The organism is Sulfitobacter sp. TBRI5 (assembly GCF_051013555.1).
Taxonomy (GTDB): domain Bacteria; phylum Pseudomonadota; class Alphaproteobacteria; order Rhodobacterales; family Rhodobacteraceae; genus JL08.
The window spans coordinates 3,230,509-3,244,545 of sequence record NZ_CP112884.1 but is presented as its reverse complement, the minus strand read 5'-3'; the positions used below and the strand labels follow the sequence as shown (position 1 = coordinate 3,244,545).

Below are 14,037 nucleotides of genomic sequence, written 5' to 3'. Positions count from 1 at the left end.
GTGTGGTTTCAACGGGTGGTCGCATGGTGAAAACTCTATTGGTGGCTACTTCATTGCCTTTGCTTCAAGTGCCCGCTCGGTGGTCCACATAGTTTCCGAACCTCCCCAATGCCCGCTTTTGACCTCATGGATGCGGACCGAAGTAAGTTGCTGCAAAGCTTTCCCAGCAACTTTTCCAAAGGCAGTCGCCGTTCCTGAAATAATTTGCGCTTTCTCTTCATCAGAAAAGACCCCTTCAAGTACGTGAATGTCGATCAATGGCATGGCCGATACCCCCTTTTTGCTATTGGTGAATTCACTACATGCTGAGAACTTTACCAAGCCCTCGACAAAATGTCAGCGTCGGCTCGGAACAGTTGCTCGCTGCGGAGCGCGCTGAGGTCTGCTTTGTCACAAATGATTGCTGGAGATGCTACAAGCGCAGAGGATCGATAATTTCATCCTCGCAAGCTGCGCCTGAAATTCTTCACATGTCGTCAGTTTACTGAGGTATTCAATTACCACCCACCTTACCCTAAGCACGGCTGGAGAGCGTTGTTTGGCGGAAGACCAAGACCCTTGGAAATGGTGCAAGAGCCAGCATGATGCTAGTCCGTCAAAGCTTTAGATCACTCGGGTTACAAAACAAGACATCACGGACGAGACGGCCGCACCGATGAGCTTTGCGCGTCTGTCTTCGATAGGGTGATCGGTGGATTTGATGAGCAAGAAATTGCAGCCCAGTTACATTGCTTGGTTGGAGACTATCGCTTGCCACTTTGGAGGTTTCGATCTTTCTCTCAATCCAATTGGGTGGGTCCATGCGTATGATTTTCAGGTAACCCAGATTCTCTGAACAATCTGAACTTGCCCATGCAGACCCCCTTTGAACGGCTTCGCCTTTGAAGACCAAGTAAACTGCTCCACCTTAAGGTCCTTGCTAAGTTGCCAGCCCCTCTTTGGTCTTTCCAAGATCGACCGATCTCCATAGTGCACCTTCTGGCCTATCTTGAGTAAATCCTGATGTTTCAGGGAACCTCAAGAAGACCAGAACATTCTTGTTGGAGGACAGTGCTAGTTTACAAAGCAAGAGGAGCAGCGAAGAAGGAGGCCGACTTAAGGTGTTCTGATCGCATTACCTGATAACGGTTTTACTTCTGGTTGACCCTTAGTATAGGAACGGATTATGGGCCGCTTCATGATGATAGTGCGCTGGTATCGTTAAAGATTTCCTTGAGCAGATTCGCTTCGCGAGTCCCCTTGTATTACGGTCGCGGCAGGTAACACCCTGTTTTGAATCGGGTAATCCGGTCGGTGGCCCACTGACTTCGGGCCAACCTACACACCCACTTTCTGGAACCCTTCTGGCATGTCCGAAATAACGATTATTGACCGACCTTGTGGTACCGGCAAAACCACCGATCTCATTCAGAGCCTTGCCGACAAAAACAAGTTTCTGATTGTCACGCCATACCTTGACGAAGTTCAGCGCATTGTCAGGGATGCCCCGCAGGGTGTTTGCATAGAAACCCCAAGCGATGACAAAATGTCCAAGCTGGAAAGCATACGCGAACTGTTGAGTAAGGGTGCGAATATCGCGACAACTCACGCGCTTTACGTCAATCTTGCGGAGGTCGCGAGGAACGGGCTTTTGGCAGGATACGAAATCATAATTGATGAAGTGCCCAACCCCATCGAAGTCACTGAAGGCGTTTCTGCGGCGGACTTTAAGGACGTCCTATTACGCGATGAATACGTCACAGTTGATGAAACAACAGGGCAAGTTCGCTTAACGATGAAATGGCAACTGTTGGTCAAAGGGGGAGCTACCGGGTTTTTTCGAAACGTCTATCAAGACGCATTGGCAAATCGACTCTTCACGGACGAAGAAGGCAACCTCTTTGTACTGGCCGTTCCAACCGATTTGCTGACTGCAGGAACCTCGCTCACCATCCTGACGTATCTGGCTGAGGGAAGCCTGATCAAAGCATATCTGGAAAGGTGCAAACTGACCTACACCTTGAACACTTGGGAGGGGGAAGCGGAGTGGAGAAAGAAGGCGCGCAGCCTGATTACCATTGAAGTCTTCAATGTGCCGTCTGACATCAAGCTAAGTCATGCGAAGCAAACAGCCCGAAAGCAATCGAATGATGGTCAGCGTATTTCTGATGCGATCAAGAAACTGTTCCAAAGGAAATGGAGTGGCGTCGCCAAGGAGAACACAGTTTTGACCTGTGCTGCGGTGAACTGGTTTGCAGATGGTTCCTTATCACGTCAAAAAGCGGGTCCTTGGGCATCCAGATCATTTGGAAAGTGGGCCCAAGAAGATGGTGTTTGGCAGGTCATGAACGGCATCAATTGGTTGGCCAATACAACACGCGGCAGCAATCGATACATACACTGCAGCCACGCTATTTATCTGTACGATCAGCATCCCAAACCTCAGATCAAAGCCTATCTTGGGCGATCTGATCAGGCGTTCTCGGACGCCTTCGCTCTGACAGAACTGGTGCAATGGCTATGGCGTACTCGGGTGCGTGCAGGTCTGCCAATCACTGTCGCTATTCCCTCGGAGCGCATGCGCTACCTGCTGACAAATTGGCTGCAAACTGGTGAAGTCAGTCGGAAAAGAGATTTCGTGCGCAAATGGCAAGCTGAACAAAGCAAATCGAGGCCGAAGAGGCTGTGAAGTAAGCCCTCAGGGGAACCCTTCACGGGCACCTCTGGGGGAACCTCAGAACGCTTTCAGATACCCGTCTGTCTTCAATCGCTCTGCAACCAGTTCCTGTTTCTTGGCAAGGTCTTGCATCATAAGGCCGTGGTCATACGAGGAGGAACTGGTCCTCTCCCCAGCCCAGCCCCCAAGGTCATTGGCATCCGGTACGGATACACCCGCCTGTCTGGCCTTCGTGAACCATGTATGCCGCAACGAATGGAACGTCAGCCGCCCGTCCGTATCAGCCCCCAGCACAGCCCGCCTTTGCCGCGTGTATTCTTGTGAAAGGGAAGACACTTTGTCTGTCGAAGGCCTGATAGGGTAGTCGTGGAACAGCCTGTCCTCTCCCACAGCCTTGGCATCCGCAAGACGCCTCAGCACGATATCTCGGGCAATCTCAGGAACGGGAATGGTTCGCGTGGCATTGTCGGTCTTGCCCCCTGCGATGTAATAGAACGCCCCGTCCTCCGAGACATTGTCGATGGTGACCTTCGCCAACTCCGTGGCACGGCATCCACTGACCAAGGCCAACCGGAAGATATCACCGAGGCGATTGCCCAAGGGGAAGGCCTTCATGATTGCTTCGGCTTCCTCGGCATTGTAGATATCGCGACTCGATACTTTCCTCCGCTTCTGCTTTCGCACACCCGTAGGGAGGTCAAAGGGGTTGCCCATACTTGCGTTTACGTGCCGATGTTCAACCGCCCATTTCCAGAGGGTGCGCAGGAACCCACACAGCTTCTCAATGGTCCCATAGGACAAACCAACAGGTGCCCTTGGGGAAGTCTTCTGGGGCAGGAAGTCATTGCGAAAGCGTGTGATCGCGTCAAGGTCCACATCTTCCAGAAACAGCGTTTCCTCTGTCTCCTGCATGAACTCGCAAAGATATTTCACAGCCACCCGCATGTCTTTCTGTGTGGTGGGCGCAAGGGTGGCATATCCAAAGCCGTTGTTCGGTCTTCTGTCGTGGAGATATCGGGTGACCGCATCAGCCATGCTCAAGGTGCCTGATAGGGCAACCTTCTGGAATGCCTTACGTCTGGCCTTAGGTGCCCGCCGTACTTCATCTTCGATCAGGTCATATACGTCAGGTTGGTAATCATCTGGGCCACCTTTGGCCTTCTGAACGCGCAAAGCTTCAGCCCAGCCTTCAGCCCGCTCCAAGTTGAACCTTCCAGACAACCCCGCACCCGACGCCGCATCCGCTGTCATGGTCCTGACCTCTGCGACACAGATATCACGCAGCTTCTTGGCCGTGGGTAAATGACGTTCACCGCCAAAGGGTCTGATGATCCAATTCCCGAACTTTTTCTTGGTCAGGGGGTCGATCATGCCCGCCAACGCCTTCGGAGTTTTCATCTTGAAACGATAAGCAGTGCCCGCGCCTCTGGGCTGGTCAATGTATCTCATGGTCTTCCGGTCCCTCATGCAAACGCCCTCACGGCGTCCCGCGTGGTGTAAAGTACACTACGCAGTAGGTTGACCACATCGGAAATTCCATTTAACTTCAACCACTTAGGGCAGCTGGCGGAGAGACAGGGATTCGAACCCTGGGAACCCTTACGAGCTCAACGGTTTTCGAAACCGTCCCGTTCGACCACTCCGGCACCTCTCCGCGGGGGTCTTGCAGGGGCGTGTAACTTGGACCGCGCAGCGTGGCAAGATCAGAATTCGCCTCATCCGCTGTCACGGGGATTTTCATTGCCTGCGGGATGAAATGGCTTAGGCTTGGCACCGACGCACAGCTCAACAGGACGTTTTCATGCCCCGCCCTCTTCTTATCCTTTCCAAAGCCCTGGTTCTGGGGCTGGTTCTGTCTCTGGGGTCGTTCTGGCCGGCGCAGGCCGCCGATCGTGCCCGGCTTGAGGCGTTTTTGACCGTGACAGGATTTGATGTCGCGCTGGAAAGCATCAAGCTTTCGGCGGCATCGGCGCCTGAAATGCTGGGGCTGGATACGGACGCGTTCGGTGATGTCTGGACCCGCCTTGCCGACGATATCTTTGAAACGGAAACCCTGCATGACATGGCGCTGGACATTCTGGAACAGACGCTCAGCGACGATTTACTGGCCCATGCGGCCGAATTTTATGCCTCGGATCTGGGGCAGCGGCTGGTGGTGGCGGAAAACGCATCGCACATGATGGAGGACGATACCGCCAAATCCGCGCAGGGCGAGGCGATCGTGGCGCAGCTGGTTGCGGACGGGTCTGACCGGCTTAACAGCCTGAACCGGATGAATGCGGCCATTGATACGGCGGGCCACGGGGTGCGGGCGTTGCAGGAAATCCAGTTGCGGTTTCTGATGGCGGCAGCGGCGGCGGGCGTGATCGAACTGCGCATCGACATAGAAGACCTGCGCGGCATGATGCGCGAGCAGGAGGGTGAACTGCGCCGTGCCATGCAAAAATCCGGCCTGTCGGGGGCGGCCTATACCTACCGCGATTTTTCCGATGCCGAAGTTCTTGCCTATGCCAAGGCGTTGGAACATCCCGATATGAAACTGGTCTATGAATTGATGAACGCCGTGCAGTACGAGATTATGGCGAACCGGTTCGAAAAACTGGCCGCACGTATGGCCGATCTGCATCCGGGAACCGAATTGTGAACGTGATCTGGTCCCGTATTTGTGCCGCGAGCGCGGTCCTGTTGATCTCTGCCTCTTGCCTGATGGCACAGGGCACCGCGCGCGTCACGTTGTTGATGGACGCATTGAAGATGGCAGAGATGATGCAGATCGTGCGCACCGAGGGGCTTGATTACGCGCGCGATCTGAATGCCGACATGCTGGACGGGCAGGGCAGCGGGTTCTGGGCCAGCCAGGTCGACAGGATTTACGATATCCACCGCATGAGCGAAACCACCCGCGCCGGGCTGGCGAACGCGCTGCAGGGCAGCGATCTGGATGCAACGCTGGCATTTTTCCAGACACCTGCCGGTGAACGCATCGTGGCCCTTGAAAACGCCGCGCGCGGCGCGATGGGGGATGATGACATCGAAGAAATCGCGCGCCAGAATTATCGCGACCTGGCGCAAGACGGCGGCAACCGACTGGATCTGATCCGCGCCTTTGTCACTGCAAACGATCTGCTGGAGCGGAATGTCAGCGGCGCCCTGACTTCAAACTACCAGTTTTTCCGCGGTTTGAGCGACGGCAACGCCTTTGACATGAGCGAAGACGAAATGATTGCCGAAGTCTGGGCGCAAGAGGAAGAGATACGTGCCGACACGGAAGAGTGGCTGATGGGATATCTTTTGATGGCCTATCAACCGCTGAGCGATGAGGAATTGGAAGCCTATATCGCGTTTTCGCGCACCGATGCAGGACAAGCGCTGAACCGCGGGCTGTTTGACGGTTTCAACGCCATGTACACCGATATTTCCTATGCGCTCGGACGGGCTGTCGCGCTGGAACTGGCCGCCAGCGAATTATAATTACAACATCTGTGCCAGAAGGCTCGCCTCGTGGGCGCGGGCTTCGGGGCGGGCCAGCTTGCGGGGCAGGCGCGGTGCCAGATCGGGAAACAGCGCAAGCACTTCGGCGGCCTGTTCCAAGGCGGCATCGCTGCGCGCCGTGTCGCCGACATAATAGCTTTCACTGTCGCAACCCTGGGTGCGCACAATCTCATGATCGTCAAACATGATGTGCACGTAAGTGACAAACCCCATTGGGCTGCGTTTGACACTGCACCCGTTCACAAGGTGTTTGGCCGCGACAAGTACGGTATCGCATCCCATGTAAAGTTGCGCATGCGCGCCTGTGATCAGCATGCGATGGTTGGGCGAAATCAGCAGATCGCGCGATGCCCCCAACGTGCCCTTGCAGATCCGAACAGGTGCCATGGCCCCCATGCCCGGAACGCTGCGGCGCCCGACCCAGCGCACCGGTTGCGCCCCGTGATGCAGGGTATCGACAAGATCGCCCGCGACCAGAACGCCAACCCTGCGCACCCCTGTTGGCGTATCAATCAGGGTTGCGCTGGTGAAGCAGGCAAATTCACTGTAGCTGCGCGCCCCGTTGCCACCGATATTGTCCTCTTGCGTAAAGACATATTGCTGCCCGGGCACCATGGGCTGTGTGGTGATAAAGGCTGTGGTTGTGTTGTTGCCGGAATTCTGGTCGCCAATGGTTATGGAAAACCCTTCGAACCCGTTGTTGTCGGTCAGCACATAATTAACCACGACATGGCTGCCTGCGGGATACAGAACACCGTCAATCGTAATGTCGCTGGCCAGCGGTTGCGACGGGTCCGAACCGGTTGTTTCGTGAAGCAGCGCATCGTCATCGTCGATCACGGTTTGCAACGGCGTGGCTGACGGATCAAGTGTCATCGTGAAGGGCGGCGATCCCTGAGCGCGCGCGCCTTGTTCATCCGGCGGCGTGATATTGGCACCTGTGGTCAGGAAATCGGACAGTTGATAGACATATTGCAGCGTAAAAAGAGCCATTGGTACCTCGCACTCACGAAACAGTTTGCCTATCTGCGATTTGCGGCGGTTTGATGGCATTTCAAATGGAAAGACCGAAACCGGCGCGATATTGCCAAAGTCCCGCGAAATCCGGGATCAGGGCAGGCGACGTGGCAGGATCAGCGCGGTGGCATTCTTCCTCTTGACTTGGTCCCGTCTTCCCCTCATAAGCCCGCATCTCGGCGGGAAAGGTCCCGATCCGGGTTTATTTTTCAATGACGCCCCAAGGGCGCGCTGTTCGAGGTGGCCAAACGGCCGAAAACACCCGCAAGGGGACCACAGAACGCGGCAAAAGCGAAGGAAAGACGCATGTTTGCGGTCCTCAAGACCGGCGGCAAGCAGTACAAGGTTCAATCGGGCGATACGCTTCGTGTTGAAAAACTGGCTGCAAACGCTGGCGAAACAGTACAATTCAACGAAATTCTGATTCTGGGCGGTGACAAGCCGGTCGTTGGCGCGCCATTGGTGGCAGATGCCGGCGTACAGGCCGAAGTGGTCGACCAGATCAAGGGCGACAAGCTGATCCATTTCGTCAAGCGCCGCCGCAAGCACGGTTCGCAGCGCACCAAGGGCCATCGCCAAAAGCTGACCCTGATCCGCGTGACCGAAATTCTGGCCAAAGGTGCAGACAAATCCGGCGTGAAAGCCGCGATCGGCGCAGGTTCGGTATCCGCTGTTGCGGTTGCTGCCGCTGCCCCGAAGAAATCTGCGAAAAAGGCCGACACAAAGGCGAAAGCCGAGACAAAGGCCGAGGCACCCAAAAAGGCTGCGGCCCCGAAAGCCGCTGCAAAATCCGCCGCTGCTGACGATCTCAAGCAACTGTCCGGTGTTGGCCCCGCGCTCGAGAAAAAGCTGCATTCCGCAGGCGTGACCACATTTGCCCAGGTGGCAGCGTGGACAGAGGCGGATGTCGCTGCTATGGACGAGCAACTGTCGTTCAAAGGCCGGATCGAGCGTGAAGGCTGGATCGAACAGGCCAAAGAACTGGCTAAAGGCTAAGGAGAAACCAAATGGCACATAAAAAAGCAGGCGGTTCATCCCGTAACGGTCGCGACTCTGCGGGTCGTCGTCTTGGTGTAAAGCTTTACGGTGGCCAGTCGGCTATTTCCGGCAACATCATCGTGCGTCAGCGCGGCACCAAATTCTGGCCGGGCGAGGGCGTTGGCATGGGCAAGGATCATACGATCTTTGCAACTGTTGACGGCGCAGTGACCTTTCACAAGGGCCTGAAAAACCGCACATTCATTTCGGTCATGCCGGTGGCAGAGGCCGCTGAATAAGCCGTACCGAAGTGGTTTGACATTTCAGGGGATCGGCGAAACCGCCGGTCCCCTTTCTTATTTGACGGAATTGATTTCATGGGCGTTGCCGCCGCCAGTTTCCTTGTTTTTGCCGCCAGTCAGGTCGGCACGCCGGGTCCGGCCAATATGGCCCTGCTGGCAACAGGCGCGCGCTATGGGTTTCGCGCCGCACTGCCTTTCGTGGCCGGTGTCGCGCTCGGCAAACAACTGGTAATCTGGCCCGTCGGTTTTGGGCTGATGGAACTGTCTGCCCGCGCACCATGGGTGTTTGAAACGCTGAAATGGGTTTCCGCCGCCTATATCCTTTGGCTAGCATGGAAAGTGGCCAACCTGCGCCTTGGGCCGCAGGGCACGCGCAGCACCGCACCGGGATTTCTGGCAGGGCTGATCGTTCATCCATTGAACCCCAAGGCATGGGGCATGATCATCGCGGGCTTTACCGGATTTGTCGCCATCGGCACACCGCCCTTGCAGGCCACGGCCACCATCGCGGCCATTTTGCTGGCCTGCCAGATGGTGCTGCACCCGATCTGGGCCTTTGCCGGTGATCGCATCGCCGCCACCGTTGCGGGGACGGCGGCGGAAACCTACCTGATGTGGACACTGGCGGCGCTAACCGCCGCCTCTGTCCTCTTTGTGTTGTTCGCAGGAGGAGCAAACGCATGAAACTGGATCCGATCCTGAACCAGCCTTTGGTCGAAACCGACCGGTTTGATCTGCGCCCGCTGCGCAAATCCGATATGGGCCTGATCGAGCTTTACGCCAGCGATGACCGCGTGGCGCGCATGACCACGTCGATCCCGCATCCGCTGCCACCGGGCGCGACCGAAGCGTTTGTGGCGCGGGCCCTGTCCACAACCCGGACAGAAGATGTGTGGGCCATGGACGGCACAAAATCGGACGGCCCCGATCTAATGGGTGTGATCGGTCTGGAACGTCTTGATCGCGACCAGTCCGAGGTCGGATACTGGGTGGCACCGGCATTCTGGAACACCGGTCTGGCCTCGGATGCCGTACAGGCGCTGGTCGATGCCAATCCGATGGACAACAAAACCATGTTCGCATCCGTGTTTCAGGACAATCCTGCCTCGGCGCGCGTGCTGATCCACTGCGGGTTCGAATATCTGGGCGACGCGGAAACCTTTTGCGTAGCCCGTGATACAACCATGCCCACATGGACCTATAGTCGAAAACTGTGATTGGCTGCGTCTGCCCTTTGCACTAGGAGAACATTATGAAGTTTCTTGATCTCGCAAAGGTCTATATCCGCTCTGGCGGCGGGGGCGGCGGCTGTGTCAGCTTTCGCAGCGAAAAATTCATCGAATATGGCGGCCCCGATGGCGGCGACGGCGGCAATGGCGGTTCGGTCTGGGCCGAAGCGGTCGACGGGCTGAACACCCTGATCGATTTCCGCTATCAGCAGCATTTCTTTGCCAAATCAGGCCAGCCCGGCATGGGCCGCCAGCGCACCGGCAAAAGCGGCGATGACATTGTTCTGCGCGTGCCGGTCGGCACCGAAATTCTGGACGAAGATCAGGAAACCGTGGTTGCCGACCTGACCGAAGTGGGCCAGCGCGTCCAACTGGCGCGCGGCGGCAATGGCGGCTTTGGCAACCTGCATTTCAAATCCTCGACCAATCAGGCTCCACGCCGTGCAAATCCGGGGCAGGAGGGCGTGGAACGCACCTTGTGGCTGCGCCTCAAACTGATTGCCGATGTCGGATTGCTGGGGCTGCCAAATGCCGGAAAATCAACCTTTCTGGCCGCCACATCCAACGCGCGCCCCAAGATTGCCGATTATCCGTTTACCACGCTGCACCCCAATCTGGGCGTGGTCGGCGTGGACAATGTGGAATTTGTGGTGGCCGACATCCCCGGACTGATCGCAGGCGCGCACGAAGGGCGCGGCATCGGCGACCGGTTTCTGGGCCATGTCGAACGCTGTGCCGTGCTGCTGCATCTGGTTGACGGCACATCAGACAGCATCGCGCAGGATTACCAGATCATCATCGACGAACTGGAAGCCTATGGCGGGCATCTGGCCGACAAACCGCGGATCACCGTCCTGAACAAGATCGACGCGCTGGATGAAGAAGAACGCGCAACTGCCTGTCAGGAATTGGAAAAGGCAAGCGGCGGCCCTGTCATGCTGATGTCGGGCGTTGCGCGCGAAGGCCTTACCGAGGTGCTGCGCGCCCTGCGCACCAAGATCGACGAAGACAGGTTGCGCCACCGCGCGCCCGCACAGCAGGAAGAGACATGGCAACCCTGACGCAGGCCAGACGGGTTGTTGTCAAAATCGGGTCCGCGCTTTTGGTGGACCGGACCAGCGGCAATTTGCGCCACGACTGGTTGCAGGCACTGGCACAGGATGTTGTCTGGCTGAAATCTCTCGGGATCGATGTGATCCTTGTCTCGTCCGGCTCGATCGCTTTGGGGCGGGGGGTGCTGGGTCTTCCGGGCACTGATCTGACGCTGGAACAATCTCAGGCCGCTGCCGCTGTCGGGCAAATCCGGCTGGCCCGCGCCTACGAAGAGGCACTGGCCCCCCATGATATCACCACCGGTCAGGTGCTGGTCACGCTGGAAGACAGCACAAACCGGCGCCGCTACCTCAACAGCCGCGCCACGCTGGAACAGCTGATCGCGCTTGGCGTGGTCGCCATCGTCAACGAAAACGATACTATCGCAACCGACGAAATCCGCTATGGCGACAATGACCGGCTGGCGGCACAGGTGGCCGTGACCGTGGGCGCGGATCAGTTGATCCTGCTTTCGGATGTCGACGGATTCTACAGCGCGAACCCCGCGCAAGACAGCAGCGCGCACCGCTATGACACCATAGACGACATAACCCACGACATCGAAGCGATGGCGGGCGATGCGGGGTCGGGCCTTTCAAAGGGCGGAATGAAAACCAAACTGATGGCCGCCAAGATGGCCACGGCAGGGGGCTGCACCATGGCGATCACCCATGGCGGCCCGCTCAATCCGCTGCGCGCCCTTGAAAACGGTGCCCCCGCGACCTGGTTTACCGCCAAACTGAACCCGCAGGATGCGCGCAAACGCTGGATCGGTGCCATGAAACCCAAAGGCGAGATCATCGTCGATGCGGGCGCGGCCCGGGCACTGAAAAGCGGCAAAAGCCTGTTGCCCGCCGGGGTTGCACAGGTCAACGGCACATTCGGGCGCGGCGATCCGGTTGCCATTCTGGATGCGGACAATCACAGACTTTCTCAGGGGCTTAGTCGATATACCTCAACCGAAGCCAAAGCCATAAAAGGCTGCCAGACCAGCGGGATCGAGGCGATTTTAGGCTATCCGGGCCGCGCCGCTTTGATCCATCGCGACGATATGGCAATCTGACCGCTTCATTTGTCCGGAAATACTCGTTCCCCCGCCAGCCAACAGGACACGACATGAAAGATATTGAAAACATTCCCGCCCTGATGGCCGAAATTGGCCAGCGCGCCAAGGCCGCCGCGGCCGAACTTGCCTTTGCCAGTGCCGAACGCAAACACGCCGCGCTGATTTCCGCGGCCGAACATGTCTGGGCAAGCCGCGCCGACATTCTGGTGGCCAACGAAAAAGATATGGCGTTCGGGCGCGACAAGGGCCTGTCGCCCGCGATGCTGGATCGTTTGCAACTGAACAAGGATCGTATTCGGGCCATCGTCGATGGGTTGCGCGCCGTGGCCGAACAGGCGGATCCGGTGGGGGCGGTGATCGACGAATGGGATCGCCCCAACGGGCTGCATATCCAGCGTGTGCGCACGCCATTGGGGGTGATCGGCGTGATCTATGAAAGCCGCCCGAACGTGACGGCGGATGCCGGTGCGCTGTGTCTTAAATCGGGCAATGCGGTGATCCTGCGCGGCGGGTCGGAAAGTTTTCACTCTTCGGGCGCGATCCATGCCTGTCTGGTGCAGGGGCTGCGCGATGCAAACCTGCCCGAAGCGGCTATTCAGCTGGTGCCCACCCGCGACCGTGCGGCGGTGTCCGAGTTGCTGACCATGACCGACACGGTTGATGTGATCGTGCCCCGCGGCGGCAAGGGGCTGGTCGGTCTGGTCCAGCGCGAGGCGCGCGTGCCGGTCTTTGCCCATCTTGAAGGCATCGTTCATATTTACATCGATGAACATGCCGATCCGCAAAAGGCGCTGGATGTCGTGCTGAACGCGAAAACACGCCGGACGGGCATTTGCGGCGCGGCCGAATGTCTTTTGATCCATCAGGCCGTGATCGACACCATCGGGCAGGGGGTGATCCGCGCCCTGATCGACAACGGGGTCGAGGTGCGCGCCGCCGGTGATCTGGCCCGGATCAAAGGCACCGTGCCCGCGACAGAGGCCGATTGGGGCCACGAATATCTGGACATGATCATCGCGGCGAAACCCGTTCAGGATGTCGATGATGCGATTGCGCATATTCGCCGGTTCGGGTCCGATCACACCGATTGCATCCTGACCGAGGATACAAGAACCCGCGACCGTTTTTTCGAGCGTCTGGACAGTGCGATCCTGATCCACAATGCCTCGACCCAGTTCGCAGACGGTGGCGAATTCGGCATGGGGGCCGAAATCGGGATCGCAACCGGCAAGATGCATGCGCGCGGGCCGGTGGGCGCCGAACAGTTGACCAGTTTCAAATATCTTGTGACCGGTGACGGAACAGTGCGCCCCTGATCACGTCAAAAGGCGATGTGCAGATCCGTATCATCGCGCGCCGAAGACAGAACGCGCCCCGCCTCTTGCGCCAGAACCGGCAGCAGCCCGAATTGCACCTGCGCAGGCGACAGGGCCGGGCGAATATCATAATCGGTCAGGCTGGCCCATAGGGTCGCATCATATTTGAGGCTTTGCGTGCACCCCGTAACACGCCATGTTGTATCGAGGCTTTTGAACGAAATAGTCCCGCCATGGGGCATTGCGGTCTCAAGACACTGAAAGGCCAGAAACGCCAGGCGCACCAGAACGCGCGGTTGCGGGGTTTCTAGACGCCATTCACAGTCAAACCGGCTTGCCGCCGACAGATCGGACAGGATCGACATGACTTCGGCGCGGCCCATCATCTGATCACCGGCGGCCCCGAATGCCACGCAAAAAAAACGGATGCGGGCGGCGGCGTTGCCGACGCTGTCCGTGATCAGGTTCAGTTCTGCGGCGCTGTCGCGCGGGGCCATCTGCAACAGTTCGATGCCGTTGCCGATCGCGCCGATCGGGCTGATCAGATCGTGGCAGATGCGTGACCCTACCAAAGACGACAGATCGCGATTAGGATGTACTGATAACATGAAATGCCCTGTGGATTGCTGAATGTCTGATTTGAATGCCGCACTGGCTCCCGGAATGCTGGTTCAACATCCCGACCGGCCGGATTGGGGCACAGGACAGGTCCAGTCCAATATCGGCGGCAAGATCACCGTCAACTTTCGTGAACAGGGAAAGGTTGTTATCGATAGTGCCCGCATTGGCCTGATGCCCGTGTTTGATCCCGGTTAATATCCCAATCAATCCTTAACACAACCTTAAGTTGAAATCTACTTACAAACGGCATTGCGGGTTCCGGTTGCCT

The 14,037-nt window shown here is 57.5% G+C and carries 15 protein-coding genes and 1 tRNA gene; 11 read left to right on the top strand and 5 right to left on the bottom strand.

Annotation, left to right across the window (positions count from 1 at the left end; genetic code table 11):
- Positions 1-45 precede the first annotated feature (45 nt).
- On the bottom strand, positions 46-264 hold the full coding sequence (locus OLX72_RS16290) for a tautomerase family protein (RefSeq protein WP_433989102.1): 219 nt from the start codon (positions 262-264) through the stop codon (positions 46-48).
- A 1,084-nt stretch (positions 265-1,348) separates the two neighbouring features.
- Between OLX72_RS16290 and OLX72_RS16285 the strand changes: the two genes are divergently transcribed.
- Positions 1,349-2,668: a hypothetical protein gene (locus tag OLX72_RS16285; protein WP_433989101.1), complete on the top strand. Its 1,320-nt coding sequence runs from the start codon at positions 1,349-1,351 to the stop codon at positions 2,666-2,668.
- 45 nt (positions 2,669-2,713) lie between these two features.
- Here OLX72_RS16285 and OLX72_RS16280 read toward each other — a convergent pair whose 3' ends face one another.
- On the bottom strand, positions 2,714-4,105 hold the full coding sequence (locus tag OLX72_RS16280; RefSeq protein WP_433989100.1) for a tyrosine-type recombinase/integrase: 1,392 nt from the start codon (positions 4,103-4,105) through the stop codon (positions 2,714-2,716).
- A gap of 115 nt (positions 4,106-4,220) precedes the next feature.
- Positions 4,221-4,310: transfer RNA gene (locus OLX72_RS16275), tRNA-Ser, on the bottom strand.
- Between the two features lie 147 nt (positions 4,311-4,457).
- Between OLX72_RS16275 and OLX72_RS16270 the strand changes: the two genes are divergently transcribed.
- A complete protein-coding gene (locus OLX72_RS16270; protein WP_433989099.1) occupies positions 4,458-5,300 on the top strand; it encodes a DUF2059 domain-containing protein in 843 nt (280 codons plus the stop codon).
- On the top strand, positions 5,297-6,127 hold the full coding sequence (locus tag OLX72_RS16265; protein WP_254684764.1) for a DUF2059 domain-containing protein: 831 nt from the start codon (positions 5,297-5,299) through the stop codon (positions 6,125-6,127). The genes OLX72_RS16270 and OLX72_RS16265 overlap by 4 nt, the downstream gene beginning before the upstream one ends.
- On the opposite strand, the gene OLX72_RS16260 is transcribed toward OLX72_RS16265, so the two are convergent.
- Positions 6,128-7,141, bottom strand: coding sequence for a Hint domain-containing protein (locus OLX72_RS16260; RefSeq protein WP_433989098.1), 1,014 nt, complete (start codon positions 7,139-7,141; stop codon positions 6,128-6,130). It lies immediately after the preceding gene.
- 330 nt (positions 7,142-7,471) lie between these two features.
- On the opposite strand from OLX72_RS16260, the gene OLX72_RS16255 reads away from it, so the two are divergent.
- The 7 genes from OLX72_RS16255 to OLX72_RS16225 all read left to right on the top strand — a co-directional run bounded on the left by OLX72_RS16255 (position 7,472) and on the right by OLX72_RS16225 (position 13,148).
- A complete protein-coding gene (locus OLX72_RS16255) occupies positions 7,472-8,161 on the top strand; it encodes a 50S ribosomal protein L21 (RefSeq protein WP_433989097.1) in 690 nt (229 codons plus the stop codon).
- Positions 8,162-8,172: 11 nt separating this feature from the next.
- Positions 8,173-8,442: a 50S ribosomal protein L27 gene (rpmA, locus tag OLX72_RS16250; protein WP_114870145.1), complete on the top strand. Its 270-nt coding sequence runs from the start codon at positions 8,173-8,175 to the stop codon at positions 8,440-8,442.
- Positions 8,443-8,520: 78 nt separating this feature from the next.
- The gene (locus tag OLX72_RS16245) at positions 8,521-9,129 is read left to right on the top strand and encodes a LysE family translocator (protein WP_114870146.1); all 609 of its coding nucleotides are present in this window, start codon (positions 8,521-8,523) and stop codon (positions 9,127-9,129) included.
- On the top strand, positions 9,126-9,662 hold the full coding sequence (locus OLX72_RS16240; RefSeq protein WP_114870147.1) for a GNAT family N-acetyltransferase: 537 nt from the start codon (positions 9,126-9,128) through the stop codon (positions 9,660-9,662). Before OLX72_RS16245 ends, OLX72_RS16240 begins: the two co-directional genes overlap by 4 nt.
- Positions 9,663-9,697: 35 nt before the next feature.
- Positions 9,698-10,735, top strand: a complete 1,038-nt coding sequence (gene obgE / locus OLX72_RS16235) for a GTPase ObgE (RefSeq protein WP_114870148.1) — start codon at positions 9,698-9,700, stop codon at positions 10,733-10,735.
- Complete coding sequence (proB, locus tag OLX72_RS16230) at positions 10,723-11,829, top strand: glutamate 5-kinase (RefSeq protein WP_114870149.1); 1,107 nt, start codon at positions 10,723-10,725, stop codon at positions 11,827-11,829. The genes obgE and proB overlap by 13 nt, the downstream gene beginning before the upstream one ends.
- A 53-nt stretch (positions 11,830-11,882) precedes the next feature.
- Positions 11,883-13,148, top strand: coding sequence for a glutamate-5-semialdehyde dehydrogenase (locus OLX72_RS16225; RefSeq protein WP_433989096.1), 1,266 nt, complete (start codon positions 11,883-11,885; stop codon positions 13,146-13,148).
- Between the two features lie 5 nt (positions 13,149-13,153).
- Here OLX72_RS16225 and OLX72_RS16220 read toward each other — a convergent pair whose 3' ends face one another.
- Entirely contained in the window at positions 13,154-13,756 is a 603-nt protein-coding gene (locus OLX72_RS16220) for a histidine phosphotransferase family protein (protein WP_433989095.1), read from the bottom strand.
- A gap of 22 nt (positions 13,757-13,778) precedes the next feature.
- Here OLX72_RS16220 and OLX72_RS16215 point away from each other — a divergent pair, with 22 nt between their 5' ends.
- Positions 13,779-13,964 (top strand): DUF3553 domain-containing protein, encoded by a 186-nt coding sequence (locus OLX72_RS16215; protein ID WP_114870152.1) that lies wholly within the window; start codon positions 13,779-13,781, stop codon positions 13,962-13,964.
- Positions 13,965-14,037: the final 73 nt, after the last annotated feature.

Bases quoted from the DNA above. Each gene is read 5' to 3' on its own strand.
- OLX72_RS16290 (WP_433989102.1), bottom strand. From the start codon at position 264: ATGCCATTGATCGACATTCACGTACTTGAAGGGGTCTTTTCTGATGAA.
- OLX72_RS16285 (WP_433989101.1), top strand. From the start codon at position 1,349: ATGTCCGAAATAACGATTATTGACCGACCTTGTGGTACCGGCAAAACC.
- OLX72_RS16280 (WP_433989100.1), bottom strand. From the start codon at position 4,105: ATGAGATACATTGACCAGCCCAGAGGCGCGGGCACTGCTTATCGTTTC.
- OLX72_RS16270 (WP_433989099.1), top strand. From the start codon at position 4,458: ATGCCCCGCCCTCTTCTTATCCTTTCCAAAGCCCTGGTTCTGGGGCTG.
- OLX72_RS16260 (WP_433989098.1), bottom strand. From the start codon at position 7,141: ATGGCTCTTTTTACGCTGCAATATGTCTATCAACTGTCCGATTTCCTG.
- OLX72_RS16255 (WP_433989097.1), top strand. From the start codon at position 7,472: ATGTTTGCGGTCCTCAAGACCGGCGGCAAGCAGTACAAGGTTCAATCG.
- rpmA (WP_114870145.1), top strand. From the start codon at position 8,173: ATGGCACATAAAAAAGCAGGCGGTTCATCCCGTAACGGTCGCGACTCT.
- OLX72_RS16245 (WP_114870146.1), top strand. From the start codon at position 8,521: ATGGGCGTTGCCGCCGCCAGTTTCCTTGTTTTTGCCGCCAGTCAGGTC.
- OLX72_RS16240 (WP_114870147.1), top strand. From the start codon at position 9,126: ATGAAACTGGATCCGATCCTGAACCAGCCTTTGGTCGAAACCGACCGG.
- obgE (WP_114870148.1), top strand. From the start codon at position 9,698: ATGAAGTTTCTTGATCTCGCAAAGGTCTATATCCGCTCTGGCGGCGGG.
- proB (WP_114870149.1), top strand. From the start codon at position 10,723: ATGGCAACCCTGACGCAGGCCAGACGGGTTGTTGTCAAAATCGGGTCC.
- OLX72_RS16225 (WP_433989096.1), top strand. From the start codon at position 11,883: ATGAAAGATATTGAAAACATTCCCGCCCTGATGGCCGAAATTGGCCAG.
- OLX72_RS16220 (WP_433989095.1), bottom strand. From the start codon at position 13,756: ATGTTATCAGTACATCCTAATCGCGATCTGTCGTCTTTGGTAGGGTCA.
- OLX72_RS16215 (WP_114870152.1), top strand. From the start codon at position 13,779: ATGTCTGATTTGAATGCCGCACTGGCTCCCGGAATGCTGGTTCAACAT.